The organism is Sphingomonas sp. 10B4 (assembly GCF_035019905.1).
In the GTDB taxonomy this organism is placed as follows: domain Bacteria; phylum Pseudomonadota; class Alphaproteobacteria; order Sphingomonadales; family Sphingomonadaceae; genus Sphingomonas; species Sphingomonas glacialis.
In genome coordinates, this window is the sequence record NZ_JASJVC010000026.1 from 1 (window position 1) to 25239 (window position 25239).

A 25239-nucleotide genomic window follows, 5' to 3' on the forward strand; every position below is an offset into this window, starting at 1 on the left:
CGGATCATGTTGGAACATGAATCGCTTCCGGACCACAACGCAACCTCTTTTCCGGCTCCTCAATGAGTCAGGCTATACTCGCCGGCTTTGTTCTGCTCGATCACGAACTTATGCGCCATCATCGCTCTCCCGGATGAGCCGCAGGCATAGCGCGAATTCGGTCGTTACGCTACCGCGACGAACCGACCCGGAGCATATCGCGCGGGATCGATTCCCGCGACGCTTGGATCAGGCTCCCTGCCGAGCAGCAGCGCAGCGGCCAGGGCGGCGGCGGCCGGCGCGGTCTGGATGCCGAATCCCCCCTGCCCGGCAAACCAGAAAAAGCCCGGCGACTCGGCCGCGAAGCCATAAACGGGCAAGCGATCGGGCGCGAAACTGCGCAATCCCGCCCAGCGCCGCTCGACGCGCGTGATCGTCCAGTCGACGACATGCTCGAATCGGTCGATCGCAATCGCGACGTCGAGTTCCTCGGGCTGGGCATCGCCGAGGGGTGCTTCGGTCTCGTCATGCGGACTCAGCCACAACCGCCCGCCTGCTTCGGGCTTGAAGTAGAAGCTTCCCGAAATGTCGGCGATATGCGGCAACGTATCGGGTGCGGCCGGGTCGGTCGCGAGCTGCACGACGGTGCGGCGGTACGCGGTGATCCCGATCGGCGCGACTCCGACGCGCCCAGCGACCTGATCGGCCCAGGCGCCCGCGGCGTTGACGAGGATCGGCGCGCTCACCGGCCCGCCCCCGGTCTGCACTTCCCAGCAATCGTTGCGCCGCTCGGCGCTTTGCAGCGGTGCCGAGACCAGCAGCGTCGCACCCGCGCGCTTGGCCTGGGCGAGGTAATGGGCGTGCAGCGCGGCGACGTCGATGTACGTGCTGCTCGCCTCGAGCACGCCGAGCGTCCATTCGGGACGCAGGCCGGGAACGAGCGCGTGCGGGTCGACTCGGTCGAGCGCGACGCCGCTCCCGGCAAATTCGGCAAGAAACGCGTCGATCGCGGGCGCATCCTCGGCGCGGCCAATATGGAGCGACCCGAGATCCTGCAGGAACCCGCCTGCCCGCAGCGCCGGCCCCGACGCCGTGGTCAGCGGCTGGATCCCCGGGCCGCCATAGGTTTCCGACCAGAACGCAGCCGACCGCCCCGTCGCGTGATAGCCCGCCACGTCCTCGGCCTCGAGCAGCACCACCGGCACGAACGGCGCGATCGCCGCGGCAAGGCTCGCGCCCGCGATTCCCGCACCGACGATTGCGACATCGTAGTGCTTCATGCGCGTGGTCCGGGTGCCCGCGCCGCCAGAAAGCCGTCGATCGCGCCCAGCGCGCGATTGCGCACCGCATCGACCTCGCGGAGAATTTCGTGCGCCGATTCCACGCCGAAGCGCGCGACCTGCGCATCGGGCAGCTTTGCCGCGACGCCGTAAGCGGCCTTGGGCGCGACGAGCTGGTCGTTCTCGGGCACGACGAACAGCAGCGGCACGGAGAGCGTTTTCAACCGCGAATCGGCGCGCAACCGTCGAGTCGAGCGGAATGCCTCGATCACCCAGCGCCAACTCGGCGGGCCAAGCAGCAAATCTGGCTTGCTCGCCTGCCAGAAGAGCTCGTCTTCGTAGCGATCCTGATCGTGCGTCAGCAGCGCCTGGCGGGTTTCGGTCGTCGCGGGCTTCTCATTGCCGCGCCACGCCGGCCGCGCGGCATCGCCGATCCCGCCGAGCAGGACCGCGAGGCGCTCGCCGAGCGTCGCACCGAGCGGGCTGTGTAGCCCCAGCATCGGCGCGACCAGCACCGCCGCATCGGGCTCCGCCGCACCCTCGACCAGCGCGCGCAGCAGCAAATGCCCGCCCATCGAGTGTCCGATCGCGACAAGCGGCCCGCCAGTGCCAGCGGCACTCTCGGCCCGCCATTCCGCCCAGAACGCGCGGAAATCGTCGATATAGAGCTGGAAATCGTCGACATGCCCGACATGCGGATTGGGCGAGAGCCGCCCCGAGCCGCCCTGCCCGCGCCAGTCGAACGAGGTGATCGACCAGCCTTGCGCCTGCCAATGCGCGAACGCCTCGAGATATTTCTCGAAGATATCGCCGCGCCCGCCCTGGAACAGCATCCGCCCGCGCGCGGGCCCGTTCGCTGGCCAGTCGAACCGGCGCAGCGCCCAGCCGTCGGGCGCAGTCCAGCGCGTGATCCGCGCCGCGGCGGGAATCGCGCGTCGATACAGCTGGGGGGAAACCATGGATCATGGTTACGGTTTCGAAAGGCCTGTCGTCTAGGCCTTTCCCGCATGCGTGGGGATACTCTTTCGATTGTGTTGGTGGCGACATTGGCGCTGATCCTGGTTTCGGCCGGGATCCAGGACGCGCGCACGCGTGAGATCGCAAATTGGAAAAACGCCGCGATCGCATTGCTCGCGCCCTTCTATTGGTGGGCGTGCGGGCTCGCGGTGTGGCCCGACATGGCCGCGCAATTCGGGCTCGCGCTGATCGTATTCGCGCTGTTCATCGCCACATTCCAGTTGGGCTGGATGGGCGGCGGCGACGTCAAGATGATCGGCGCGCTCGCTTTGTGGCTGCCGCTGGTGCCGCTGGTGTGGATGCTGATCGTGATGTCGCTGGTCGGCGGCGCGCTGACCGCGGTGGTGATGATCGAGCATCGTCTCCGCCGTCGGACCACCCCGATCGAGATCCCCTATGGCGTCGCGATCGCAATCGCCGCCTTGTTCGCGCTTCGTGAACCGCTTTTTAACCACTTTGGTGTGAATGCTTAACGCGGGCTCAACCGCCCACGTTCGAAAGGTTCGAAATGGATAGTCGCAAGGTCCTATTGCTGGTGGGAGCGCTGATCGTCGCTGCGATCACCGCGTTCATGGCGCGATCGCTGATCGTCGGCAGTTCGGCGCCGCAAGCCAATGCCGTGGTCGCCGCTCCGGTGGTCGACGGGCCCGAAGTGCTCGTCGCGACCAAGGCGCTGCCGGTCGGCACGATCCTCGATGCCACTGCGCTGAAGTTCCAGCCCTGGCCAAAGGAGCTCGTCGAGAATGCCTATTTCATCAAGAAGGGTGGCTTCGATCAGCGTACGCTGCTTGGCACCGTGGTGCGCAACGCGATCACCGCCGGGCAGCCGCTGACGCAAGGCGCGCTGGTCAAGCCGGGCGACCGCGGGTTCCTCGCTGCAGCGCTCGGGCCTGGCATGCGCGCCGTCACCGTACCCGTGCAGACTCAGACGAGCGTCGCGGGCTTCGTGTTTCCAGGCGACCGAATCGATCTGATCCTGACGCAGGCCGTGGTGGGCGGCGGTGATGGTCCCCCGCTCAAGGCGGCCGAGACGATCATGCGCAACTTGCGCGTGCTCGCCACCGATCAGCGCACCGACAATGGCGTCGGCGAAGACGGCAAGTCGGTCGTCCGCACCTTCTCGAACGTGACGATCGAGGCAACGCCCAAGATCGCAGAACAGATTGCCGTCGCGCAGACGCTCGGCTCGCTGTCGCTGTCGCTGCGCTCGATCGCCGACAACAACAGCGATCTCGAACAGGCGATCGCCAGCGGCAACGTCACCATGCCCGAAGACCCCAAGGCCGAAAAGGCGATGCTCACGCGCATCGCGGCCTCGCCCTCGGCGGGTGGCGGCACGATGGCGACGGGTGCCGATGTCTCGCGCTTCCAGCGCAGCTCGGTTCCGGGAAAAGTAGCCCAGGCCGGCGCTCCAGGGGCCCCTGGCATGGTCGCTCCAAGCGGCGGTTTTCCCGGGGGGGGTGCGGTACGCGCCGGGCCGATGGTCCATATCGTTCGCGGCAATGCGGTGACCGATGTCGCCGTTGAGGGGAAGAAGTGATGCGCAACCTCGGCTTCCTGCACCGCGCCGTTTCGGCGACGGTCCTGACAGCGCTGGTCGCCAGCGCACCCGCTCCGCTCCTCGCCGCAGGCGGCAAGCCACCGCGGCGAGGCTCGCCCGCCCGCCCGGCCAGCCACGCCGTGACGCATATCGGATCGGCCCCCACGGGCACGGTGCGGCCGACCAACGAGGTTACGCTGTCGACCGGTCAGGGCGAGTTGATCAACCTGCCCGCCAGCGTCAGCGACGTGTGGATCTCGAACCCGGGTGTCGCCGACGTCTATGTCAGCAACCCGCACCAGATCCATCTGTTCGGCAAGGATTTCGGCGAGTCGACGATCTTCGCGACGAGCGCGAGCGGTGCTGTGATCTACGCCGCCAACATCCGCGTTAGCCAGAACCTGACCTCGATCGACCGCATGGTGAAGCTCGCCATGCCCGACAGCGACATCCGCGTCACCACGGTCGGCCAGATCGCGGTGCTGACCGGGACGGTCGCCTCGCCCGAGGACAGCGCCCAGGCACAACGGCTGGTGAGCGGACTGCTCAACCCCGGCGTCGTGCCAGGGGCCGAGACCGGGCTCAAGATCGGCGTGATCAACCGGCTGCGCGCGGCGACTCCGCTGCAAGTCAATCTGCAAGTGCGGATCGCCGAAGTCAGCCGCAGCTTCGTCAAGAATATCGGCGTCAATCTCGCCAACCGCCAGATCGGCAGCGGCGCGATCTTCAACCTCAATCAAGGCCGCGCCGCATCCATCACGACCGTCCCTGGCGTGCCCGGCGATCCGACGCTGATCGCGAGCGGACTGAAGCCCGGCCAGACGCAATTCGCCTTCCCGGCCGCGACCGGCATGGGCACCGCGCTCGGGATTGCGGGCCGCGCGTTCGGCATGGATCTGCTCGCTTCGCTCGATCTGGGCGAACGCGACGGGCAAGTCTCGACGCTCGCCAATCCGAACATCACCGTGATCTCGGGCGAGACCGGCTCGTTCCTGGCCGGCGGCGAATTCCCGATCCCGATCTCGCAGGGGCTCGGCGCGGTGTCGGTCGACTACAAGCAATATGGCGTCAGCCTGTCCTACACGCCGACGGTGCTCTCCGACGGGCGCATCTCGCTCCACGTTCGCCCCGAAGTGTCGCAGCTGTCGTCGCAAGGCGCGGTCACGCTGTCGGGCGTCAGCATCCCTGCGCTGACGACGCGGCGTGCCGAAACGACGGTCGAGCTCGGCTCGGGCCAGAGCATGATGATCGCCGGGCTGTTGTCGAACAACCACAACAACTCGATCGACAAGGCGCCGGCGCTCGGCGACATGCCCGTGGTCGGCGCGCTGTTCCGCTCGAACGCGTTCCAGCGCAACGAGACCGAGCTGGTGATCGTGATCACGCCGTATCTGGTCAAGCCGGTCAACGCCGCCGACATCGTCCTGCCGACCGATGGCTATAAGGCGCCGACCGATCTCGGCCGCGTGTTCATGGGGCAGTTGGGAAGCGGCACCACCGGCGGCGATCGTCCCAAGCCGACAATGGCCCCGCGCGACCCGCTGCAGCCCGCCTTCCAGGCCGCGCTGCAAGTGCCGCAGCGCGCGCCTTCGGCACCGGGTGATCGCGACAGCGCACCGCTGCCCGCTCTTCCCGCACCCGCGGGCAAGCCCAAAAGGGGCGCCAATGTCGCGCCCGGTTTCAGCAACTAAGGCCGGAGGAACATGATCATGTTCAAGCGCAGTCTCTTGATCGCGACCACCCTCGCCCCGGCGTTGCTCGTCGGCGCATGCGCCGGCACGCAGAATCGCGGGCTCGAATCGGTCCACCAGCCGGTCGTCAGCCGCAGCGACTATGCACTCGACGTCGCGACCAGCGGCGGTGACCTCGCCCCCGGCGAAGAACAGCGTCTCGCCGGCTGGATGGCCTCGCTCCGTGTCGGCTATGGCGACCGAGTCGCGATCGACGATCCCAACCCCTACGGCGCTGGCGTGCGCGAGGCGGTGGCGCGCCAGGTGGCGCATTACGGCTTGCTCGTTTCCGACGACGCGCCCGTCACCAACGCGCCGATCACCGCGGGCACCGTCCGTGTGGTGGTGACGCGGATGAAGGCGAGCGTGCCCGGTTGCCCCGATTTCAGCCGTGATAGCTCGACCGATTTCGAGGCGAACACGTCCTCGAATCATGGCTGTGCGAGCAACGCGACGCTCGCTGCGATGATCGCCAACCCAGCCGATCTCGTGCTCGGCCAGACGGGCAACGGCGTCGCCGATCAGTCCGCTTCGGCAAAGGCGATCGACAGCTTCCGCAAGGCCCCGCCGAGCGGCGCCGGCGGCACCACCATCAAGGCCGAAAGCGCCGGAGGCAAATAATGAACGCACCGTTCAATCCCGGCCGGATGGGTCTTCGCGATCCCTTCTCCGCTTATGTCTGCGACGAGACCACCGCCGAGACGCTACGGCCGATCGTCACCGAAATGGGCTGGGCGCCCGAAAAGGTGAACAAGGGCGGCCTGCGCAACGCGGTGCAATCGCTCTCGGTCTCGGCCTCGCCGCAGATCCTGTTCGTCGATCTGTCCGAAAGCGGCGACCCGCTCAACGACATCAATGCGCTCGCCGAGGTTTGCGAGCCCGGCACCGTCGTGATCGCGGCGGGCCAGGTCAACGACGTCCGGCTCTATCGCGATCTCGTCGTCAGCGGGATCCAGGATTATCTGCTCAAGCCGCTCAACCCCGACATGCTGCGCGAGGCCTTCACCAACGCGCAGGCGATCCTCAACGCGCCGAAAGCGGTCGAGGCGGGGACCGAGCGGCCGCATATCTCGACCGCATTTATCGGCGCGCGCGGCGGTGTCGGCGCGTCGAGCCTGGCGACCTCGGTCGCCTGGGTGCTGAGCGAAAAGGGCGCGCGGACCACGGCGTTGCTCGATCTCGACGTGCATTTCGGCACCGGCGCGCTGTCGCTCGATCTCGAGCCCGGCCGCGGCCTGACCGACGCGATCGAGAATCCGAGCCGCATCGACGGGCTGTTCATCGAACGCGCGATGGTCAAATCGAGCGAGCGGCTGTCGGTGCTGTCGGCCGAGGCGCCGATCAATTCGCCGCTGATGACCGACGGATCGGCCTTCTACCAGTTGCAGGAGGAAATGCGCGCCGCGTTCGAATGCACCGTGGTCGATCTGCCGCGCACCATGCTGGTCCAGCATCCGCACTTGATCTCGGACATTCAAGTCGCGGTGATCGTCACCGAACTGACGCTGGCGGCAGCCCGCGACACGATCCGGCTGCTATCGTGGATGAAGTCCAACGCGCCGCAGACGCAAGTCGTGGTCGTCGCCAACCGCGTCCAGCCGGTCGCGCAGCTCGAGATCAGCCGCAAGGACTTCGAGGGCTCGATCGAGCGCAAGATCGATTTCAGCATCGTGTTCGATCAGAAGCTCGCGGCGCAGTCCGCCAAGCTCGGCAAGCCGTTCGCCGAGGCGGGCAAGGGTTCGAAGACGATCCTGCCGATCATCGACCTCGCGACGAAATTGATGGCGGTCGGCGATTCGGCCGAGTCGATCGATACCGGCAGCAAGAAGAAACCTGCCGCCAAGGGCACTTCGCTCGTCGGCAAGTTCGACTTCAAGGCGCTGGTGTCGCGCAAGAAGAAGGCGTGAAGCCACGCCAATGTCGGTTTTTGGGTCAGTTTTTGGGGGCGCCGTAAACGCCGTGGTAACGAAGCGGAGCGCTTGATAGGCTCATGGACTTGATGCCCGTTCTTTCGCTGGGTGGCGGCGCGCTGATCATGCTGATGCTGGTCGCGTTCGCCTTTGCCGGCCCCTCGCCCGAACGCGCTCGAACGCGGCGTGTCGCGGCGATGCGCGCGCGTCACGGCGATTCGGCCAATACGCTGGTCGACGCCCAGATGCGCCGCATCTCGTCGCTGCAAGGCACCAAGATGGATGCTGCCGCGGCGCGCTTCCTGCCCCGTCCTGCCTTGCTCAAGAAGCGGCTGGCGATGACGGGCAAGACCTGGACCGTCGGCCAATACGGCATGGCGACGATCGGCATCGTGATGGGCGTGACGATCCTGCTGTCGATCATCGGGTTGCCGGTGCTGCTCGGGCTGCTGCTCGGCGTCGTGATCGGGGGTGGCGTGCCGCACATGGTCGTCGGCTTCTTCATCAAGCGCCGCATCGCGCAATTCACCAGCAAGTTTCCCGATGCGATCGAGCTGCTCGTGCGCGGACTGCGCTCGGGCCTGCCGATCACCGAGACGATCGCCGTCGTCGGCGCCGAGGTCGACGGTCCGGTCGGCGTCGAGTTCAAGAGCATCACCGACAAGATGAAGATCGGCCGGACGATGGACGCCGCGCTGCAGGAAACCGCCGACCGGCTCGGCACGCCCGAATTCCAGTTCTTCGTCATCACCATCGCGATCCAGCGCGAAACCGGCGGCAATCTGGCCGAAACGCTCGCCAACCTCGCCAACGTGCTGCGCATGCGCAGTCAGATGAAGTTGAAGATCAAGGCGATGTCGTCCGAGTCGAAGGCGTCGGCCTATATCGTCGGATCGCTGCCGTTCATCGTGTTCGGGATGATCTGGATGATCAATGGCAGCTACATGCAGAAATTCTTCGTCGACCAGCGGCTGATGGTCGTCGGCGGCGGGGGGCTGCTCTGGATGGGGCTTGGCGCGTTCATCATGAGCCGCATGGTCAATTTCGAGATTTGATGCGATGACCCCACTCGATCATCCCGCTGGCCCCGTCATCCTTGGCGTCAACGTCTTCACCGTCGCGACCTTCCTCGCCGGCATCGCCGCGTTCATGGTGCTGCTCGCGGTCTATGCCGCGACCACTGCGCGCGACCCGATGACCAAGCGCGTCAAGGCGCTCAACGACCGGCGCGAGCAGCTGAAGGCGGGCATCACCGCCTCGACCAAGCGCCGCGCCAAGCTCGTCACCAAGAACGAGACGACCGACCGGATCAAGGCGCTGCTGTCGGGCCTCAAGGTGCTCCAGGACAGCCAGGTCAAGGCGGCGCAGGTCAAGCTGATGCAGGCGGGTATCCGCTCGAAGGAATATGCCGTCGCGGTGATTTTCGGCCGGTTGATGCTGCCGCTCACCTGGGGCGTGTTCGGCGTCTATGTCGTGTACGGTACCGAGATGTTCGCTGGCTGGACGCCGTGGAAGGCGTACGCGCTGGTCGCGATGAACTTCGTGCTGTCGTACAAGGCGCCCGATATCTATCTCAACAATCTCGTCACCAAACGCTCCCAGGCGATCCAGAACGGCTTGCCCGACGCGCTCGACTTGCTGGTGATCTGTGCCGAAGCGGGACTCACCGTCGACGCCGCGTTCAACCGCGTCGCGCGCGAACTGGGCCGCGCCTATCCCGAACTGGGCGACGAATTCACGCTCACCGCGATCGAACTCGGCTTCCTCTCGGAACGGCGCCAGGCGTTCGAGAACCTTGCACAGCGCGTCAAGCTCGACGCGGTCAAGGGCGTCGTCACGACGATGATCCAGACCGAGAAATACGGCACGCCGCTGGCGTCTGCGCTTCGCGTGCTGTCGGGCGAGTTCCGCAACGAACGCATGATGCGCGCCGAGGAAAAGGCCGCGCGCCTCCCCGCGATCATGACGATCCCGCTGATCCTGTTCATCCTGCCAACGCTGTTCGTCGTCATTCTCGGCCCGGCGGCCTGCTCGATCTCCGACGCGTTCAACCACTGACGACCGCGGCGGCAGGGGTGCCGGCAAGCGCCCTTGCCGCACGACGCAGTTAACGGCATTTTATACCGCGACGTTCTGTCGAGGGATGAGGCCATGCTGTTTACTACATCGGAGCAGTTCGTCGTACTGACGGTCGTGCTGTTGAGCGGGTGGCTGATCGGGTTTGCCAGCGCACCGAATGCCGCCAAATGGAAGCGGCGCGCGCGGGCGCAGGCCGACAGCTATGCGGCCTATCACCGCGATGCCGAGGACAAGCTCCGCGCGGCGCAGCAGCGCGCGACCGACCTGAAGGACGAGCTTGCGTCGCTGCGCGCCGACCATGCCGACGCCGAGCAGACGATCGCGCGGCTGCGGAGCGGCGCGAGGCACGATGTCACGCCAGAGGTCGTGCCAGCGACGGTTGCGCCGCCCCACGAGCCTGTTGTCGAAGCGGACAACGGCATCCCCCACGCCAGAGTCGATCCGCGCCCAGGGCGCGAGGATCTGACGCGGATCCGCGGGATCGACGCGCTGCTTGCGACGCGGCTGTTCAGCCTCGGCTTGGTGCGGTTCGAGGATATCGAGAAGCTCTCGGCCGCCGACGAGATCGCGCTCGAGCAGCAGCTCGCGTTGCCAGCGGGGCTGATCGCGCGCGACGAATGGCGCGCGCAGGCTGCGGCGCTCCGCGCAGGATCGGTGAATGCGCCGGGGGAAAACGTCGAAACGGGCGCACTGCAGGCGCCTGAGGTACCGCCTCCACCGCCAGCCTGAAGAAGGCTGGCGGTTCCCCTCCCCCGCTATTCGGAGGAGGGTTTCGGGAGCATGGCGCGCAACGCGGTGCGGCCGAGCCCGCTCAGCCCTGCTTTGCCAGCGCCGCCTGCGCCGCCGCGAGCCGCGCGATCGGCACGCGGTACGGCGAGGCCGAGACGTAGTCGAGCCCGGTCGCCTCGCAGAACGCGATGCTCGCCGGATCGCCGCCATGCTCGCCGCAAATGCCGAGCTTGATTCCCGGGCGCGCCGCGCGACCACGCTCCGCCGCCATCTCGATTAGCTGCCCGACGCCCTCGACGTCGAGCGAGACGAACGGATCGCGCGCGTAGATGCCGCGCTCGACATAGGTGGTGAGGAAGCGCGCGGCGTCGTCGCGGCTGACGCCGAGCGTGGTCTGCGTCAGATCGTTGGTGCCGAACGAGAAGAACTCGGCCGCCTCGGCGATCTCGCCCGCCATCAGGCACGCCCGCGGCAGCTCGATCATCGTGCCGACGAGATATTCGATGCGGTGCCCCTTGTCGGCGAACACGGCTTCCGCCGCCTTGTCGACGACGGCCTTCATCAGCTCGAGCTCGCGCGCGGTGCCGACCAGCGGGATCATCACCTCGGGGATCGGCGCCGCGCCCGATTTGACCGCGACCTCGATAGCCGCCTCGAAGATCGCGCGCGCCTGCATCTCGTAGATTTCAGGATAGGTCACGCCGAGGCGGCAGCCGCGATGGCCGAGCATCGGGTTGAACTCGTGGAGCTCGGCAGCGCGACGCTTGAGCACGTCGATGTCGATCCCCGCCGAACGCGCGACCTCGGCGAATTCGGCTTCCTGGTGCGGCAGGAATTCGTGGAGCGGCGGATCGAGCAAGCGGATCGTGACGGGCAGGCCCGCCATTACCTCGAACAGCTGGACGAAATCGCTGCGCTGTGCGGGCAGCAGCTTGTCGAGCGCGGTGCGGCGGCCGGCTTCGTCTTCGGCGAGGATCATCTGGCGCACGTCGGTGATGCGCTGGGCATCGAAGAACATGTGCTCGGTGCGGCACAGACCGATGCCCTCGGCACCGAACTCGCGCGCGACCTTGGCGTCGAGCGGGGTCTCGGCATTGGCGCGAACTTTCAGGCGGCGCACGCCGTCGGCCCACACCATCAGCGCGGCGAAATCGCCCGACAGTTCGGGCTGCACGGTCGGCACTTCGCCCGCCATCACTTCGCCGGTGGTGCCGTCGATCGTGACGAGATCGCCCTCGCGGATCGTCCGGTCGCCGACCTTCATCACGCCGGCCTTGGCGTCGATCGAGATCGAGCCGGCGCCCGAAACGCACGGCCGCCCCATGCCGCGCGCGACGACGGCGGCGTGGCTGGTCATCCCGCCGCGTGCGGTCAGGATGCCGCGCGCCGCGTGCATGCCGTGAATGTCCTCGGGCGACGTCTCGGTGCGGATCAGGATCACCGAGTCGCCAGCATTCGCGCGCTTCTCGGCGGTGTCGCTGTCGAACACCGCCTGGCCCGATGCAGCGCCGGGCGATGCGGGCAGGCCCTTGGTCAGCACGTCGCGCGGCGCCTTGGGGTCGAGCGTCGGGTGGAGCAACTGGTCGAGCGCGGCGGGGTCGATCCGCTGGACGGCTTCCTCGCGCGTGATCAGCCCCTCTTCGGCCATGTCGACCGCGATCTTGAGCGCGGCCTTGGCGGTTCGCTTGCCCGAGCGCGTCTGGAGCATCCACAGCTTGCCCTGCTGCACGGTGAATTCGATGTCCTGCATGTCGCGGTAATGCGTCTCGAGCAGGTCGAACACCTTGGCGAGCTCGGCGAACACCACCGGCATCGCTTCTTCCATCGACAGCGGCTTGGCACCCGCCGCCTCACGCGCCGCGGTGGTGAGGTATTGCGGGGTGCGGATACCGGCGACGACGTCCTCGCCCTGCGCGTTGATCAGGAATTCGCCGTAATAAGCGCGGTCACCCTTGGCGGGGTCGCGCGTGAAGGCGACGCCCGTCGCTGAGGTGTCGCCCATGTTGCCGAACACCATCGCCTGGATGTTGACCGCGGTGCCCCACGATGCGGGGATGTCGTTCAGGCGGCGATAGACCTTGGCGCGCTCGGACTGCCACGAGCCGAACACCGCGCCGACCGCGCCCCACAGCTGGTCGTGGACGTCCTGCGGGAAGGGCTTGCCCCACTGCTTTTCGACGAGCGCCTTATATTCGGCGACGAGCGCGCGCAGATCATCGGCGGTGAGGTCGGTGTCGAGGAAGTAGCCGCGGTCTTCCTTGGCGATTTCGAGCGCTTCCTCGAACGCGTCATGGTCGAGCTCGAGCACGACGTCCGAATACATCTGGATGAAGCGGCGATAGCTGTCCCACGCGAAGCGCGCGTCGCCGCTCGTGGTGGCGAGGCCCTCGACGGTCTGGTCGTTGAGGCCGAGGTTGAGCACGGTGTCCATCATGCCCGGCATCGAGGCGCGCGCCCCCGAGCGGACCGAGACGAGCAGCGGATCGGCGGCATTGCCGAAGCGCTTGCCCGTCACGCCCTCGATATGCGCGATCCCGGTGGCGACTTCGTCGCGCAGGCCTTGCGGAAACTGCCCGCCTTCATCGTAATAGACCGCGCAGAAATCGGTCGAGATGGTGAAGCCCGGCGGCACCGGCAGGCCGATCGACGCCATCTCGGCCAAGTTCGCGCCCTTGCCCCCCAGCAGGTTGCGATCGCCCTTGCCGCCGTCCGAAACGCCGCCGCCGAACCGATATACGTACGTCATGGATATTCCCTACTCAGTGCCTGGGTTTTCGCTGGGGAGGCGTCGGCAAAAGTCGCGGTATGATCACATCATCGCGGGGGCTAGCCCTCGATCTTCGAGAAGTCGGCCACGCTGTGCACCGCAGCACGAACGCGATCAAGCAGACCGAGCCGTGCCGTGCGCTTGGCGGGTTCAGGGTCAATGACGATGACGCTTTCGAAGAACGCGTCGATCGGGGCGCGCAGGGTTGCGAGCGCGGCCATCGCGGCTTCGAAATCCTCGCGCGCGATCGCTGCGGAGGCTGCCGGTTCGGCCGCGTCGAGCGCCGTGGCGAGTGCGGTTTCGGCAGGTTCTGGCGTGTAGGACGGTGCAGTGTGCGAACCCGCGCTCTCTTCAACCGTCACCCCAGCGAACGCTGGGGTCTCGTGGTTCTCCGGGTGCGCGCCCGCCGCGGAGACCCCAGCTTTCGCTGGGGTGACGGCCGGGGCGGACGTGCCGAAGCCCTCCTTCTTCAGGATATTCGCCGCGCGCTTGTACCCGGCGAGCAGGTTCGCCCCATCCTCGGTCCCGACAAACCCCTGCAACGCCCGCACGCGCGCGAGCAGGCGGACGAGATCGTCCTCGCCGCCGAGCGCGAACACCGCGTCGATCAGGTCATGCCGGACGCCGGCTTCGCGTTGCTGGACTTTGAGGCGGTCTGCGAAAAAGTCGAGGAGCGCATCGACCGTTACCGGAAGACTTTCTAGCGGTTCAGGATACGCGTTGTGAGGCTGGCCCCACGCATAGGCATGTTGAATCTCAGCCCATGTTTGCGACCAAAAGCTTATGCGAACAATCTCGTGCATGTCGGGTGAAGCATCCCCAATCATGACCTGGCCCGCCAAGATTGGTCTCAACTGTATCCGAATTTGGTTCTGCTGAATGAGGCGAGCAATGCCAAGCGCTGCTCGGCGGAGCGCAAACGGGTCCTTCGAACCAGTAGGCAATTCGCCTATTTCAAAAAACTTAGAAATCGTATCCAGCTTGTCCGCCAAGCTCACCGCCACCGTCACCGGATCGGTCGGGACGTCATCGCCCTGCCCGACCGGCTTGTAGTGATCGCGGATCGCCGCGGCGACGGCGGGGTGCTCGCCTTGCGCGGCGGCGTAATAGCCGCCCATCAAGCCCTGCAGCTCGGGGAATTCGCCGACCATGCCGGTGACGAGATCGGCCTTGCACAGCCGCGCGGCGCGGTCGGCGAGGTCGGCCAGTTCCGCGCGCGACAGGTCCCCCTTCCGCTTGCGGGAGGGGTTAGGGGAGGGGCCGTCAGCACTGGCGGCGTCGGCGAGGGGAACAGGCCCTCCCCCAGCCCCTCCCGCGAGCGGGAGGGGAGCAGAAGAGGTGACGATGCCCTCTTCCACCAACCACCGCGCGAGCTTGGCGACGCGGTCGACCTTGTCCGCCACCGTGCCGAGCTTCTCGTGGAACACGATCCGGTCGAGCTTCGCCGCCTGCTCCGCGAGCGGCACCTTGAGATCGGTCTCGTAGAAGAATTTCGCGTCGGACAACCGTGCCGCGAGCACCTTGCGGTTGCCTTCGACGATCTTCGCGCCGCCATCGGCCGCGTCGATATTGGCGGTACAGATGAACGCGTTCGCCAAGGCGCCGTCGGCCGAGCGGCACACGAAATACTTCTGGTTCACGCGCGCCGTCAGCTGGATCACCTCGGGCGGCACTTCGAGGAACGCCTCGTCAAAGCGGCCGAGCAGCGGCACCGGCCATTCGGTGAGGCCAGCATTCTCGCTCAGCAGCCCTTCGTCCTGCACCAGTTCGAGCCCGGCCTTGCGCGCGGCCATCGTCGCGCCGAGCGCGATGATCTGGCGGCGTTCGGCCTGGTCGACGATCACATGGCAGGCGCGGAGTTTCTCGACATAGTCATTCGCGCTGCCGATCGTGATGACATGCGGATGGTGGAAGCGATGCCCGACAGTCGCGGCGCCGCTGATGATGCCGGCGATCTCGCAGTCGATCACGGCGTCGCCGAACAAGGCGACGATCCCCTGCAGCGGGCGAACCCAGCGCAGCGATTCCATGGTAGTCGAGGCAGCGCCCCAGCGCATCGCCTTGGGCCAGGGGAAGGCGCGGACGATCGCGGGGATCGCTGCTGCCAGCACGTCGGCGGTGGCGCGGCCGGGCTTGTCGATCACCGCGAACAGGATGCCGTCGCGCTCGACAAGCTGCTCGCGCGTCAGGCCGGTCTTGCGCAGGAATCCTTCGAGCGCTTGCGGCGGGGCACTGGTCTTGGGGCCCTTGGTCTCTTCCGACACGGCGGCAGTCTGCGTAGGCAGATCGCGCGCGATCAGCACCAGGCGGCGCGGCGTGGCGTAGGTCTCGATCCCGATCATGGGCCCGCTAGCCTGATCCAGCTCAGAACCAAGCTGTTTGACCACGTGACTGACAAACAGTTTCGCGAGATCCTCGCGCGCGCGATCCTGCATCCGCGCGGGGATTTCCTCGGAGCGGAGCTCCAGCAGAAAGTCCGTCATGCGCACACCCCGTCAGCGATCGAAACGCAACGGCTTCGCGGCTTCGCGTCTTCGCGTGAAAAAGAAGGTCGGTTCACGCGAAGGCGCGAAGACGCGAAGAAACTCTTTTTCTCCGCGTCTCCGCGTCTCCGCGTGAACAAGAAATTTGGTTCTCGCGGAGACGCGGAGACGCGGAGAGACGAAGGAAGAGGCAGAGTGCCTGCGGCGCCGAACATCACGCGGCGTTCCAGGCGGGATACTCGGCCTTCCAGCCCTCGGCATTCTTGTCCATCCACGCCTGGCAGCTGCCCTTCGCGAGATCGCGCACGCGGCCCATATAGGCCTGGCGCTCGGCGACCGAGATCACCCCGCGCGCCTGCAGCAGGTTGAACACGTGGCTCGCCTTGATCGCCTGCTCATAGGCCGGGATCGGCAACTTGGCGGCGAGGCTGTTCTCGCACTCGGCGACATGCTTGCGGAACTGGTCGAACAGGCTGTCGGTGTCGGCGACCTCGAAGTTCCAGGTCGACATCTCGACCTCATTCTCGTGGAACACCTCGCCATAGGTCACGCCGGCATCGTTGAACGCCAGGTCGTACACATTGTCGACATTCTGCACGTACATCGCGAGCCGCTCCAACCCGTAGGTGAGCTCGCCCGCGACGGGCTTCATGTCGAAACCGCCCATCTGCTGGAAATAGGTGAACTGGGTGACTTCCATCCCGTCGCACCACACTTCCCAACCCAGCCCCCACGCGCCGAGCGTCGGGCTTTCCCAATCGTCCTCGACGAAGCGGATGTCGTGGACGAGCGGATCGATGCCGATCGCCGCGAGGCTGCCGAGATACAGCTCCTGCAGGTTCGACGGGCTCGGCTTCAGGATCACCTGATACTGATAGTAATGCTGCAGCCGGTTGGGATTCTCGCCATAGCGGCCGTCGGTAGGGCGGCGGCACGGCTGGACGAAGGCGGCGTTCCACGGCTTGGGGCCGAGCGCGCGCAGCGTCGTGGCGGTGTGGAACGTCCCCGCCCCCATCTCCATGTCATAGGCCTGGAGGATGAGGCAGCCATGCTGGCTCCAGTATTCGTGGAGCTTGAGGATCATGCCCTGGAAGCTGAGGGGTCTGTCGGTCACGCCGCGGGCTTTGGCGCAGGGCGCGCGGAATTTCAACTGCGCGCTTGGGGCAGTTCGCTTCCCCGTCAGCATGCACTGACCTTTTGTAAGGGGTTCTTGACATAGACACGACTCGCTGTCATTTAGTCATGGACAGCTGACATAGTGTCAGTGTCGCATGATGGAGGGACCGATGCACGATCATCCAGCAAGCCCGACGTCGCCGCTCGCTTGACGATGCGACCGCGATGGAAACCGATATGAAGAACCGCTTGAAGGTGCTGCGCGCCGAACGCGACTGGAGCCAGGCCGAGCTTGGCGGCCGGCTCGGCGTATCGCGGCAGGCGGTCAACGCGATTGAAACCGGCAAATACGATCCGTCGCTGCCGCTCGCGTTCAAGCTGGCGCGCCTGTTCGAAATGCCGATCGAGGAGATTTTCGATGACCAGACTGAAGATTGCCATGCCGCAGAATGAGATGGGCCCCGGCGAAGCCGCCGATCGCACGCGCTCGCGCCGCACGTTCATCACCTTCGCCGTGCTCAGCGTGCTCGGCGGCGCGGTCGGTTTCACCGCCGCGCTGATCGAGCCGCACGAGGCGACGCTCACCACCGGCGGCTCGCTGCCGGCATGGTTCGCGATCCTTGCCGCGCTGCTGCTGATCGGCGCGGTAACGGCAGGCAGCCTCGTCTATTACCGCACGATCGACGAGCTCCAGCGACTCGACAATTACTGGGCCGCGACGATGGGCGCCAACGTGCTGCTGATGGCCTATCCCGTCTGGCTGATCCTCTGGAAGGGCGGCCTCGTCCCCGCCCCCGATGCGATGACGCTCTATCTCGCGGTGCTGGTCTCGACCGGCCTCGCTTATGCCTGGCGCAAGCTGCGCTGACCTCGCCAAACCTTTAAGAAGGATCGAACCATGAAGACGCTCGATTTCGGGCAGACGGTGATCACGCTCGCCGCACTGCTGCTCGCCGCCAACACCGCGCCGCAAGCTCCTGCCCCTGCCCCGGCGGCGCCCGCGCCCGTCGCCACCGTTCCCGCCGACCCCGCGCTCTGGGTGGTCAAGGACAAGGACACGGCGATCTATTTGTTCGGCACGGTCCATGCGCTCAAGCCGAACCTCAGCTGGTTCGATTCGGCGGTGCGCAAGGCGTTCGACGCGAGCGGGCAGCTCGTGCTCGAAATCCCGTTGCCCACGCCCGAGCAGGCGCAGAAGGTGATCGGACCTCTCGCGATGGACCCGACCGGCCCCACGCTGACGCAGAAGCTCCCCGAAAAAAGCCGCGCGGCCTACGCCGCCGCGCTCGCCAAGCTCGGCGTTCCCGCCGCCGCGCTCGATCGCTTCGAGCCGTGGTTCGCTGCGGTGACGATGTCGCAGATCTCGCTGCAAAAGGCGGGCTACAGCGCCGCCGACGGCGCCGAGATGGCGCTCGATGCCGCCGCCAAGGCCGCGGGCAAGCCAGTCACCGGGCTCGAGACGCTCGAACAGCAGCTCGGCTATTTCCACGATCTGCCACAGGCCGATCAGATCGCCTTCCTGCTCGAAAGCGTGAAGGACCTCGACAAGTTCGACACCACGATCAACGCGATGGTCGACAAATGGAAAGCGGGCGACGCCGAGGGCTTGAGCAAGCTGATGAACGAGGATCTGACCGGGCAGAAGAATCTCTACAAGGTGCTGCTGGTCGATCGCAACGCGCGCTGGGCGACCTGGATCGATTCGCGGATGAAGACGCCGGGCACGGTGTTCATCGCGGTCGGCGCGGGGCATCTCGCGGGCAAGGATAGCGTCCAGGCGCAGCTCGCCAAGCATCGCATCGTCGCGACGCGGATCCGCTATTGAGGTACGCGGCGCTGGCGATCGGGCTGGCGCTCGCCGCGTGCGCGCAGGCGCCCGAGATCCCGGCGCATCCAGCACTATGGCGCGTGGCGGACCGCGATACGACGATCTGGCTGTTCGGATCGATCCACGCGCTGCCGCCGCGCGTCGCCTGGCAGACGCCCACGGTGGCGGGCGCGATCGCGGCGGCGGACACGCTGATCCTCGAAGTGCCGCCCGCCGCCGACGCCGCGGCGCGCGCGCAGTTCCTGGCGCTGGCCGAGCAACCGGGTTTGCCGCCGTTGCTCGACCGGGTGGCGGCGGCCGATCGCGCGACGCTCGCGCGGGGCATGGCGGTCGCGGGGCAATCGCCGGAAACGCTCGATGGGTTGAAGACCTGGGCGGCGGCGCTGACGATCAGCGCCGGGGCCGGACATCTCTTCGACTCCGACGCCGCCAATGGCGTCGAGGCGGTGCTGACGCGGGCGTTTGCCGGCAAGGCGATCGGTGCGCTGGAGAGCCGCGAGGGGCAATTGCGGCTGTTCGACCGCCTCCCCGCCGAGTCGCAGCGGGTGTTGCTGATCGCTGCAGCGCGCGACGTCCTCTCGGCGGCGAAGGGCGATGCCGCCCTGCGCACCGCGTGGATGGCCGGCGATGCGGCGGGGCTAGCCGCCGATGTCGCGCCGTTACGGCGCGATTCGGCGATGGGGGCGGCGCTGGTGACCGATCGCAACGCTCGCTGGGCGAGCACGATCGTGCGTCGGCTGGCGCGCCCGGGGCGGGTGTTCGTCGCGGTTGGCGCGGGGCATCTGGTAGGGCCGGGGTCGGTCATTGCGATGCTGCAGGCGCGGGGACTGAAGGTCGAGCGGGTCGAATAGGATAACGGGCGGGCGATATCGTGCGAAGGCTCACCCTCCACCCGTCACCCCAGCGAAGGATGGGGTCTCGTGGTTCTTCGGGTGCGCGCCTTCCAGGGTCACCCCAGCTTTCGCTGGGGTGACGTGTGGGGCGGAAGCGCCGAACCGTCGTCTTGCACTTAAGCCCCGCCTCCCCTATAGCGCCGCGCTTCGGCCAGGGTCATCCCTGGAGGCTTGGCCGGAAACACCACAACCGTATTTCGGAGTAATGCAATGAGCGACCAATTGGAGCTCGCAGCCGAGACGCGCGAACAGGTTGGCAAGGGAGCCTCCCGTTTGCTTCGTCGCGAAGGCCGCGTCCCCGCCGTGATCTACGGCAACAAGCAAGAACCCCTCTCGATCCACGTCGAGGAAAAGGCGCTGATGCGTCTCCTCATGACGGGTCACTTCATGAATTCGGTCGTCATGGTCGACGCCGGTGGCCAGCAGATCCGCACCCTGCCGAAGGACGTCTCGTTCGACGCCGTCACCGATCGTCCGACGCATGTCGACTTCCTGCGCATCGGCGCGCACACCACCGTGCACGTCAACGTGCCGATCGTGTTCGCTGACGAGGACGATGCCCCCGGTATCGCCAAGGCCGGCGGCGTGCTCAACATCACGCGCCACGAGCTCGAGCTGGTCTGCGACGCGGCCGACATCCCCACCGAGATCACGATCTCGCTGGCAGGTCTCGACGTCGGTGCCTCGATCCACATCTCGGACGTCAAGCTGCCCAAGGGCGTGACGCCGGCGATCGCCGACCGCGACTTCGCGATCGCGACGATCGTTCCGCCGACGGTCCCGACCGTCGAGGACGAAGAGCTCGAGGCTGCCGTTGCGGAAGCTCAGTCGGCTGAAGCAGAGGCTGAAGCCGCCGAAGCAGAAGCCGAAGCCGAAGGCGACAAGGCCGAGTAAGCAGCCGCTGTCCCCTTGCGGGATGCGCACAATCGGGGCAGCGGAAGCAGACGCTTTCGCTGCCTCGTTCGTTTGAAAAGGTAGGCATTCGCCGTGCAAATCTGGGTTGGTCTCGGCAATCCCGGCGCGCAATATGCGCTCAACCGGCACAATGTCGGCTTCATGGTGCTCGACACGATCGCCGAGATACACGGCTTCGGCGCGGTCAAGAAGGCGTTCCAGGGCTGGACCCAGGAAGGCCGCATCGGCAGCGAGAAGATCCTGCTGCTGAAACCCGCCACCTTCATGAACGAAAGCGGCCGCAGCGTCGGCGAGGCGATGCGCTTCTACAAGCTCGCCGACGGCGACGTCACCGTCTTCCACGACGAGCTCGATCTCGACCCGTTTCGCGTGAAGGTGAAGACTGGCGGCGGCACCGCTGGCCACAATGGCCTGCGCTCGACCGAAGCGCATATCGGCAACGCCTTCCGCCGCGTCCGCCTCGGCATCGGCCACCCCGGCCATAAAGACAAAGTCAGCCCGTACGTGCTCGGCAATTACGCCAAGGCCGAAATGGATCCGCTCGCCGACATGCTCGGCGCGGTCGCGGCCGAGTCGCCATGGCTCGCGAGCGGTGACGACGGGCGATTCATGAGCGACGTCGCGGTGCGCCTCGCGGGCTGAACGCCCGCCGCGCTGTCACATCTCGGGCGTGTAGCGTTCGAACAGCCGTTCGCGCACCAGCAACGCGATCAGCGCGTCATGCTCGGCCACTGGCACATGCGCGAACCGCGCGCGCAACTCCTGTGCCGAGAAAGCCGGCCGCGACAGCGCATATTCGGCCACCGCGCCGAACGTCCCGAGCGGATGCGCACCGCTCTGCGTGAGCAGCACCATCCCGCTATCGCGCCAATCGATCCGTGCTGGCCGTTGCGTCCGCGCATAGGATTCAAGCGCGGGATGCTGCGGCAGCGTGAAGGCATGGATGGGCCGAACCCGCGCACGCTGCGCGTCGATCACCGCATCGCGCACCAGCGGGCTGGCCGCGAGTTCGCCGAGCCGCGTCGCCAGCGCGTGCAACTGCGCCGCGAGCGGCTGGCCCGCATCGACCCGCGCATCCTCGAGATACGCGCGGAACTGCGGATCACGTCGCGCCTCGGTCTCGAGCACGCGCAGCAGCGTCATCCCCGTCAGCGGCGCGACCGCGAAGGTGACGTGCAGCGACGCGCCGTCCTGCGCCAAGGCATCATGGTAACAGCCGCGCGGCAGATACAGAACGTCGCCCGGCCGCATCCGCACCTCGGCGAGCAAGGGCCCGCGCGCCGCGTCGATCTGGCGCTGCACCTCTTCGCCACCGTGCGGCGCGACGAGCGGCGCGTCGGCACGGTTCTGATAGATGCGCCACACCTTCTCGCCCTCGCACTGGAGCGCGAAGACGTCGTGCACGTCGAAATGCGTGGCGAACGCCTGGACGCCCTTGAACGAGCAATAGACGTTCGCGTTGGTCAGCGCGGCGAACTGCTCGCCCAGCATTTGCGTCCAGTCTCGGATTTCGGGCGCGATGCGTTCGATATCGTTGGCGACCAAGCTGGCGCCCATGCCTAGGAACACGTCGACTCGTGCCGGATCGACCCGCCGCGCCTCGATCGGCATGGTCGCATCGCCGTCGAGGTAGAAATCGGGGACGATCGGTCGGCTGTTGAGGATCAGCTTGAGGTTCGACGCGGTCCAGTGCGCGCCGACGCCGAGCAGTTCAGCAAAGCGCGCCCAATCGAGCAGAGCGCCCCGCCCGCCCGGCGGCGCGGGAATATGCACGGGCTGCACGCCCCAATAGCTCGACTGGAAGACGGCGCTGTCGAGCGGCGCGACGAGATCTGCAAAGGTCACGCGCGAAATCTAGACGTGCATCCGACACCTTGGCAACGGCGTCGCACTGGAGGATAGGGCGCAGCATGAAGAATGCCTCGACCCGCAGCCTGTTCGCCACCCCGCTCTACGAGGCGAAGCTCAAGAACGCGGCGCTGGTCGCCGATCTCGAACGCTCGTGCCACGCGCTCGCCGAGGATGATCGCGCCGGACGGAGCTGGTCGAAGGCGCATGGCTATCGCGGCTACACCTCCTACGCCTCGCTCAACGACCTGCCGATGCGCGACCCGGCGTTCGCCGACCTGGTGAAGCTGCTCAACAAGCATGTCGCCGCCTTCGCAGAGGACTGTGGCTTCGAGCTCGACGGCGGCAAGCTCAAGCTCGACAGCCTGTGGGTCAATGTGATGAAGCCGGGCGGCACGCATTCGGGGCACATCCACCCGCACAGCGTGATCTCGGGAACGGTCTATATCGCCGTCCCGCCGGGCGCGGGCGCGATCAAGTTCGAGGATCCGCGGCTGCCGATGATGATGGCCGCCCCGCGCCGCCGCGACGATGTCGCCGAGCCGCTCAAGACCTTCGTCTATGTCGAGCCGCAGGCGGGCAGCGTATTGCTGTGGGAAAGCTGGCTGCGCCACGAGGTCGCGCCCGGGACCGCCAAGACCGAGCGCGTGAGCATCAGCTTCAACTATCGCTGGTAGCCTCGGCTAAGCATCCAATCGTCACCCCGGCCTTGTGCCGGGGCCCACCGTGCCGCGCGCATTGCGGCTGCGGCATTCGTATCGCGGTGGACCCCGGGACCAGCCCGGGGTGACGAGTCACGCTGTGGCGTTCAAAACGCGTAGGTCATCACCAGATCCGCCACCGGATTGCGCGCGCTATGGCTCTCCTCGCGCAGGCCCGGGACCGTCTCGTCGGCATACATCGCGGTCGAGCGGCCGACCATCATGCCCCCTTCGATCCCGACCTTCATCCGCTCGCTGACCGCGGCGCCATAGCCAAGCATCGCGACCGGCGCGTAATTTTCATACCCGTCTCGCAAATTTACCGCGCCGACCGGGAGCCGCATCAGCGCGGCGGTGCCAGCCGCGGCGCCCGGCCCGACATCCGAAGCGCGGTAGCGCATGTGATAGCTCGATCCGACCGAAACCCGCAGTCCACGATCGCCATGCGCATAGGCGTCCTTCATCCCGGTGCCGCGCGCGCGCAAATTCTGCTTAAGCGTCGTCACCGCGTTCGCCTGATAGCCCCGCGCGAGCCGCAGATCGTAGGAGACCGCAGGCTGGTCACCCGTTTCGGTATGCGGGGACATCGATACGAGCGCATGAGCGGTCGTACCGCGCACAGCGGCGGGGTCCTGCGTGCTCGCCGGGTCTTCGAGCGAAACGATGTGCGATTCGAAATCAGCCGCATTGGCAACGCCCGGCGCCATGCCCGAGAGCAGGATCGTGACACAGCAGCTCTGCAGAGACTTTCGGCGCATCTCATTGACCCCAGCAAGAAACTCCGACGTACGACTCGGCAAGCAAGCGACTTGATCCAGAATCAACAGCCTATGCCTTTGCGGGTTCCCGGCAAGGGCCTTCATCAAGGGCCTTCATGGTGCGACAGGCTGGTCTTTCGCGGCGCAACGCCGTATCGGGCGGGCTTTCACGCACATCATCGCACACCAAGGAATATCATGGGTTTTCGCTGTGGCATCGTCGGGCTGCCCAATGTCGGCAAGTCCACCCTCTTCAACGCGCTGACGCAGACCGCAGCGGCGCAGGCGGCGAACTATCCGTTCTGCACGATCGAGCCGAACGTCGGCAACGTCGCGGTGCCCGATCCGCGGCTCGACAAGCTCGCCGCGGTCGCGGGCTCGGCCAAGATCATCGAGACGCAACTCGGCTTCGTCGACATCGCCGGGCTCGTCCGCGGCGCGTCGAAGGGCGAGGGGCTCGGCAACCAGTTCCTCGGCAACATCCGCGAGGTCGACGCGATCGTCCACGTGCTGCGCTGCTTCGAGGATGACGACGTCACGCATGTCGAGGGCAAGGTCGATCCGATTGCCGATGCCGAGACGGTCGAGACCGAGCTAATGCTCTCGGACCTCGAGAGCCTCGAAAAGCGCGTCCCCAATTTGCTCAAGAAGGCGACGCAGGGCGACAAGGAAGCCAAGGTCGCCGCTTCGGTGCTGGGGCAAGCACTCGAGCTGCTGCGCGAGGGCAAGCCCGCGCGGTTGACCGTGCCCAAGGACGAGGACGAGACGCGCGCCTTCGGCCAGGCGCAGCTGCTCACCGCCAAGCCCGTTCTCTATGTCTGCAACGTCGAGGAGGCGAGCGCCGCCAACGGCAACAGCCAGTCGGCGCGCGTGTTCGAAAAGGCCAAGGCCGAGGGCGCCGAAGCCGTCGTCGTCTCCGCCGCGATCGAGGCCGAGATCGCCACGATGGCCGCCGAGGAGCGCGGCGAGTTCCTGGCCGAGCTTGGGCTGACCGAGACCGGCCTGACGCGCGTGATCGTCGCTGGCTATCGGCTGCTCAAGCTGTTCACCTTCTTCACCGTCGGCCCGAAGGAAGCGCGCGCCTGGACCGTCCATGCCGGCGCCAAGGCCCCGCAGGCAGCGGGCGAGATCCACACCGATTTCGAGCGCGGCTTCATCCGTGCCGAGACGATCGCCTATGACGACTATGTCGCGCTTGGCGGCGAAACCGGCGCGCGCGATGCCGGCAAGCTGCGTCAGGAAGGCAAGGAGTATGTCGTCCATGACGGCGACGTGCTCAACTTCCGCTTCAACGTCTGACCTTGTCGTGCGGGCGGACACGGCGTAGCGCTGTCCGCGTGTTCGCCCGCCTGATCCTTGCGCTGCTCTTGGCAGCCTTTGCCTTCCCGGCATTCGCGAGCGCGCCGTGCCATGACGCGCCCGCGCCGAAGGCCACGGCGATGCATCATGCCGGCCACGCCGCGCCGGTCCGCGACGACCATGCGACCATCCCGCACATGTGCATCGGCTGCATCCCGCCCGCGAGCCTTGCCGCGCGCGGCGTAACCGCGCCGCTGGCACCCGCCGCACCGCCACGGCGCATCGTTGCCGCGGCGTTCGACCCGGCATCGGGCACGCCGCCCGCTTTGCCCCCTCCGCGCTCGAAAGCCTAAACCGGCGGGCCATG

Annotated in this window: 24 protein-coding genes; 17 read left to right on the forward strand and 7 right to left on the reverse strand. The window is 66.7% G+C overall.

Going from position 1 to position 25239, the window contains the following annotated elements; genetic code table 11:
• Window positions 1–164: 164 nt before the first annotated feature.
• On the reverse strand, window positions 165–1259 hold the full coding sequence (locus QN347_RS09640) for an FAD-dependent oxidoreductase (protein ID WP_322160201.1): 1095 nt from the start codon (window positions 1257–1259) through the stop codon (window positions 165–167).
• Entirely contained in the window at window positions 1256–2218 is a 963-nt protein-coding gene (locus tag QN347_RS09645; RefSeq protein ID WP_322160203.1) for an alpha/beta hydrolase, read from the reverse strand. The genes QN347_RS09640 and QN347_RS09645 overlap by 4 nt, the downstream gene beginning before the upstream one ends.
• A 48-nt stretch (window positions 2219–2266) precedes the next feature.
• Between QN347_RS09645 and QN347_RS09650 the strand changes: the two genes are divergently transcribed.
• From QN347_RS09650 to QN347_RS09685, 8 genes are all read left to right on the forward strand, one after another.
• Window positions 2267–2749: an A24 family peptidase gene (locus QN347_RS09650; protein WP_322160204.1), complete on the forward strand. Its 483-nt coding sequence runs from the start codon at window positions 2267–2269 to the stop codon at window positions 2747–2749.
• 35 nt (window positions 2750–2784) lie between these two features.
• Window positions 2785–3816 (forward strand): Flp pilus assembly protein CpaB, encoded by a 1032-nt coding sequence (gene cpaB / locus QN347_RS09655; RefSeq protein ID WP_189675345.1) that lies wholly within the window; start codon window positions 2785–2787, stop codon window positions 3814–3816.
• A complete protein-coding gene (locus QN347_RS09660; protein WP_189675346.1) occupies window positions 3816–5507 on the forward strand; it encodes a type II and III secretion system protein family protein in 1692 nt (563 codons plus the stop codon). The genes cpaB and QN347_RS09660 overlap by 1 nt, the downstream gene beginning before the upstream one ends.
• Window positions 5508–5525: 18 nt before the next feature.
• The gene (locus QN347_RS09665) at window positions 5526–6167 is read left to right on the forward strand and encodes a CpaD family pilus assembly protein (protein ID WP_133189677.1); all 642 of its coding nucleotides are present in this window, start codon (window positions 5526–5528) and stop codon (window positions 6165–6167) included.
• Entirely contained in the window at window positions 6167–7453 is a 1287-nt protein-coding gene (locus tag QN347_RS09670) for a pilus assembly protein CpaE (RefSeq protein WP_322160206.1), read from the forward strand. Before QN347_RS09665 ends, QN347_RS09670 begins: the two co-directional genes overlap by 1 nt.
• Window positions 7454–7536: 83 nt before the next feature.
• Complete coding sequence (locus QN347_RS09675) at window positions 7537–8511, forward strand: type II secretion system F family protein (protein ID WP_322160208.1); 975 nt, start codon at window positions 7537–7539, stop codon at window positions 8509–8511.
• A 4-nt stretch (window positions 8512–8515) separates the two neighbouring features.
• The gene (locus tag QN347_RS09680; protein ID WP_322160209.1) at window positions 8516–9514 is read left to right on the forward strand and encodes a type II secretion system F family protein; all 999 of its coding nucleotides are present in this window, start codon (window positions 8516–8518) and stop codon (window positions 9512–9514) included.
• Between the two features lie 93 nt (window positions 9515–9607).
• A complete protein-coding gene (locus tag QN347_RS09685) occupies window positions 9608–10264 on the forward strand; it encodes a hypothetical protein (protein WP_322160210.1) in 657 nt (218 codons plus the stop codon).
• A gap of 82 nt (window positions 10265–10346) precedes the next feature.
• Here QN347_RS09685 and ppdK read toward each other — a convergent pair whose 3' ends face one another.
• From ppdK to QN347_RS09700, 3 genes are all read right to left on the reverse strand, one after another.
• The gene (gene ppdK / locus QN347_RS09690) at window positions 10347–13010 is read right to left on the reverse strand and encodes a pyruvate, phosphate dikinase (RefSeq protein ID WP_322160211.1); all 2664 of its coding nucleotides are present in this window, start codon (window positions 13008–13010) and stop codon (window positions 10347–10349) included.
• Window positions 13011–13090: 80 nt separating this feature from the next.
• A complete protein-coding gene (glyS, locus tag QN347_RS09695) occupies window positions 13091–15514 on the reverse strand; it encodes a glycine--tRNA ligase subunit beta (RefSeq protein ID WP_322160212.1) in 2424 nt (807 codons plus the stop codon).
• A 214-nt stretch (window positions 15515–15728) separates the two neighbouring features.
• Entirely contained in the window at window positions 15729–16598 is an 870-nt protein-coding gene (locus QN347_RS09700) for a glycine--tRNA ligase subunit alpha (protein WP_322164108.1), read from the reverse strand.
• A gap of 269 nt (window positions 16599–16867) precedes the next feature.
• Between QN347_RS09700 and QN347_RS09705 the strand changes: the two genes are divergently transcribed.
• The 6 genes from QN347_RS09705 (at window position 16868) to pth (ending at window position 20908) form a co-directional block, all read left to right on the forward strand.
• Window positions 16868–17083 carry a helix-turn-helix transcriptional regulator gene (locus QN347_RS09705; protein ID WP_322164109.1) on the forward strand — a complete coding sequence of 72 codons (216 nt, stop codon included), beginning with the start codon at window positions 16868–16870 and terminating at the stop codon, window positions 17081–17083.
• Window positions 17049–17498, forward strand: a complete 450-nt coding sequence (locus QN347_RS09710) for a hypothetical protein (RefSeq protein ID WP_322160213.1) — start codon at window positions 17049–17051, stop codon at window positions 17496–17498. The genes QN347_RS09705 and QN347_RS09710 overlap by 35 nt, the downstream gene beginning before the upstream one ends.
• A 30-nt stretch (window positions 17499–17528) precedes the next feature.
• On the forward strand, window positions 17529–18455 hold the full coding sequence (locus tag QN347_RS09715) for a TraB/GumN family protein (RefSeq protein WP_322160214.1): 927 nt from the start codon (window positions 17529–17531) through the stop codon (window positions 18453–18455).
• The gene (locus QN347_RS09720) at window positions 18452–19309 is read left to right on the forward strand and encodes a TraB/GumN family protein (protein WP_322160215.1); all 858 of its coding nucleotides are present in this window, start codon (window positions 18452–18454) and stop codon (window positions 19307–19309) included. Before QN347_RS09715 ends, QN347_RS09720 begins: the two co-directional genes overlap by 4 nt.
• Window positions 19310–19561: 252 nt before the next feature.
• Window positions 19562–20245: a 50S ribosomal protein L25/general stress protein Ctc gene (locus QN347_RS09725; protein WP_133189697.1), complete on the forward strand. Its 684-nt coding sequence runs from the start codon at window positions 19562–19564 to the stop codon at window positions 20243–20245.
• 93 nt (window positions 20246–20338) lie between these two features.
• Window positions 20339–20908, forward strand: coding sequence for an aminoacyl-tRNA hydrolase (gene pth, locus QN347_RS09730; RefSeq protein ID WP_322160217.1), 570 nt, complete (start codon window positions 20339–20341; stop codon window positions 20906–20908).
• 15 nt (window positions 20909–20923) lie between these two features.
• Here pth and QN347_RS09735 read toward each other — a convergent pair whose 3' ends face one another.
• On the reverse strand, window positions 20924–22111 hold the full coding sequence (locus tag QN347_RS09735; RefSeq protein WP_322160219.1) for a JmjC domain-containing protein: 1188 nt from the start codon (window positions 22109–22111) through the stop codon (window positions 20924–20926).
• Between the two features lie 65 nt (window positions 22112–22176).
• Here QN347_RS09735 and QN347_RS09740 point away from each other — a divergent pair, with 65 nt between their 5' ends.
• Entirely contained in the window at window positions 22177–22791 is a 615-nt protein-coding gene (locus tag QN347_RS09740) for a TIGR02466 family protein (RefSeq protein ID WP_322160220.1), read from the forward strand.
• 131 nt (window positions 22792–22922) lie between these two features.
• Here the strand turns inward: QN347_RS09740 and QN347_RS09745 are convergent, their stop codons facing one another.
• Window positions 22923–23573, reverse strand: a complete 651-nt coding sequence (locus QN347_RS09745) for a hypothetical protein (RefSeq protein ID WP_322160222.1) — start codon at window positions 23571–23573, stop codon at window positions 22923–22925.
• A 198-nt stretch (window positions 23574–23771) separates the two neighbouring features.
• Between QN347_RS09745 and ychF the strand changes: the two genes are divergently transcribed.
• On the forward strand, window positions 23772–24872 hold the full coding sequence (gene ychF / locus QN347_RS09750; RefSeq protein WP_322160224.1) for a redox-regulated ATPase YchF: 1101 nt from the start codon (window positions 23772–23774) through the stop codon (window positions 24870–24872).
• Window positions 24873–24910: 38 nt separating this feature from the next.
• Window positions 24911–25225 carry a hypothetical protein gene (locus QN347_RS09755; protein WP_322160225.1) on the forward strand — a complete coding sequence of 105 codons (315 nt, stop codon included), beginning with the start codon at window positions 24911–24913 and terminating at the stop codon, window positions 25223–25225.
• Window positions 25226–25239 lie beyond the last annotated feature (14 nt).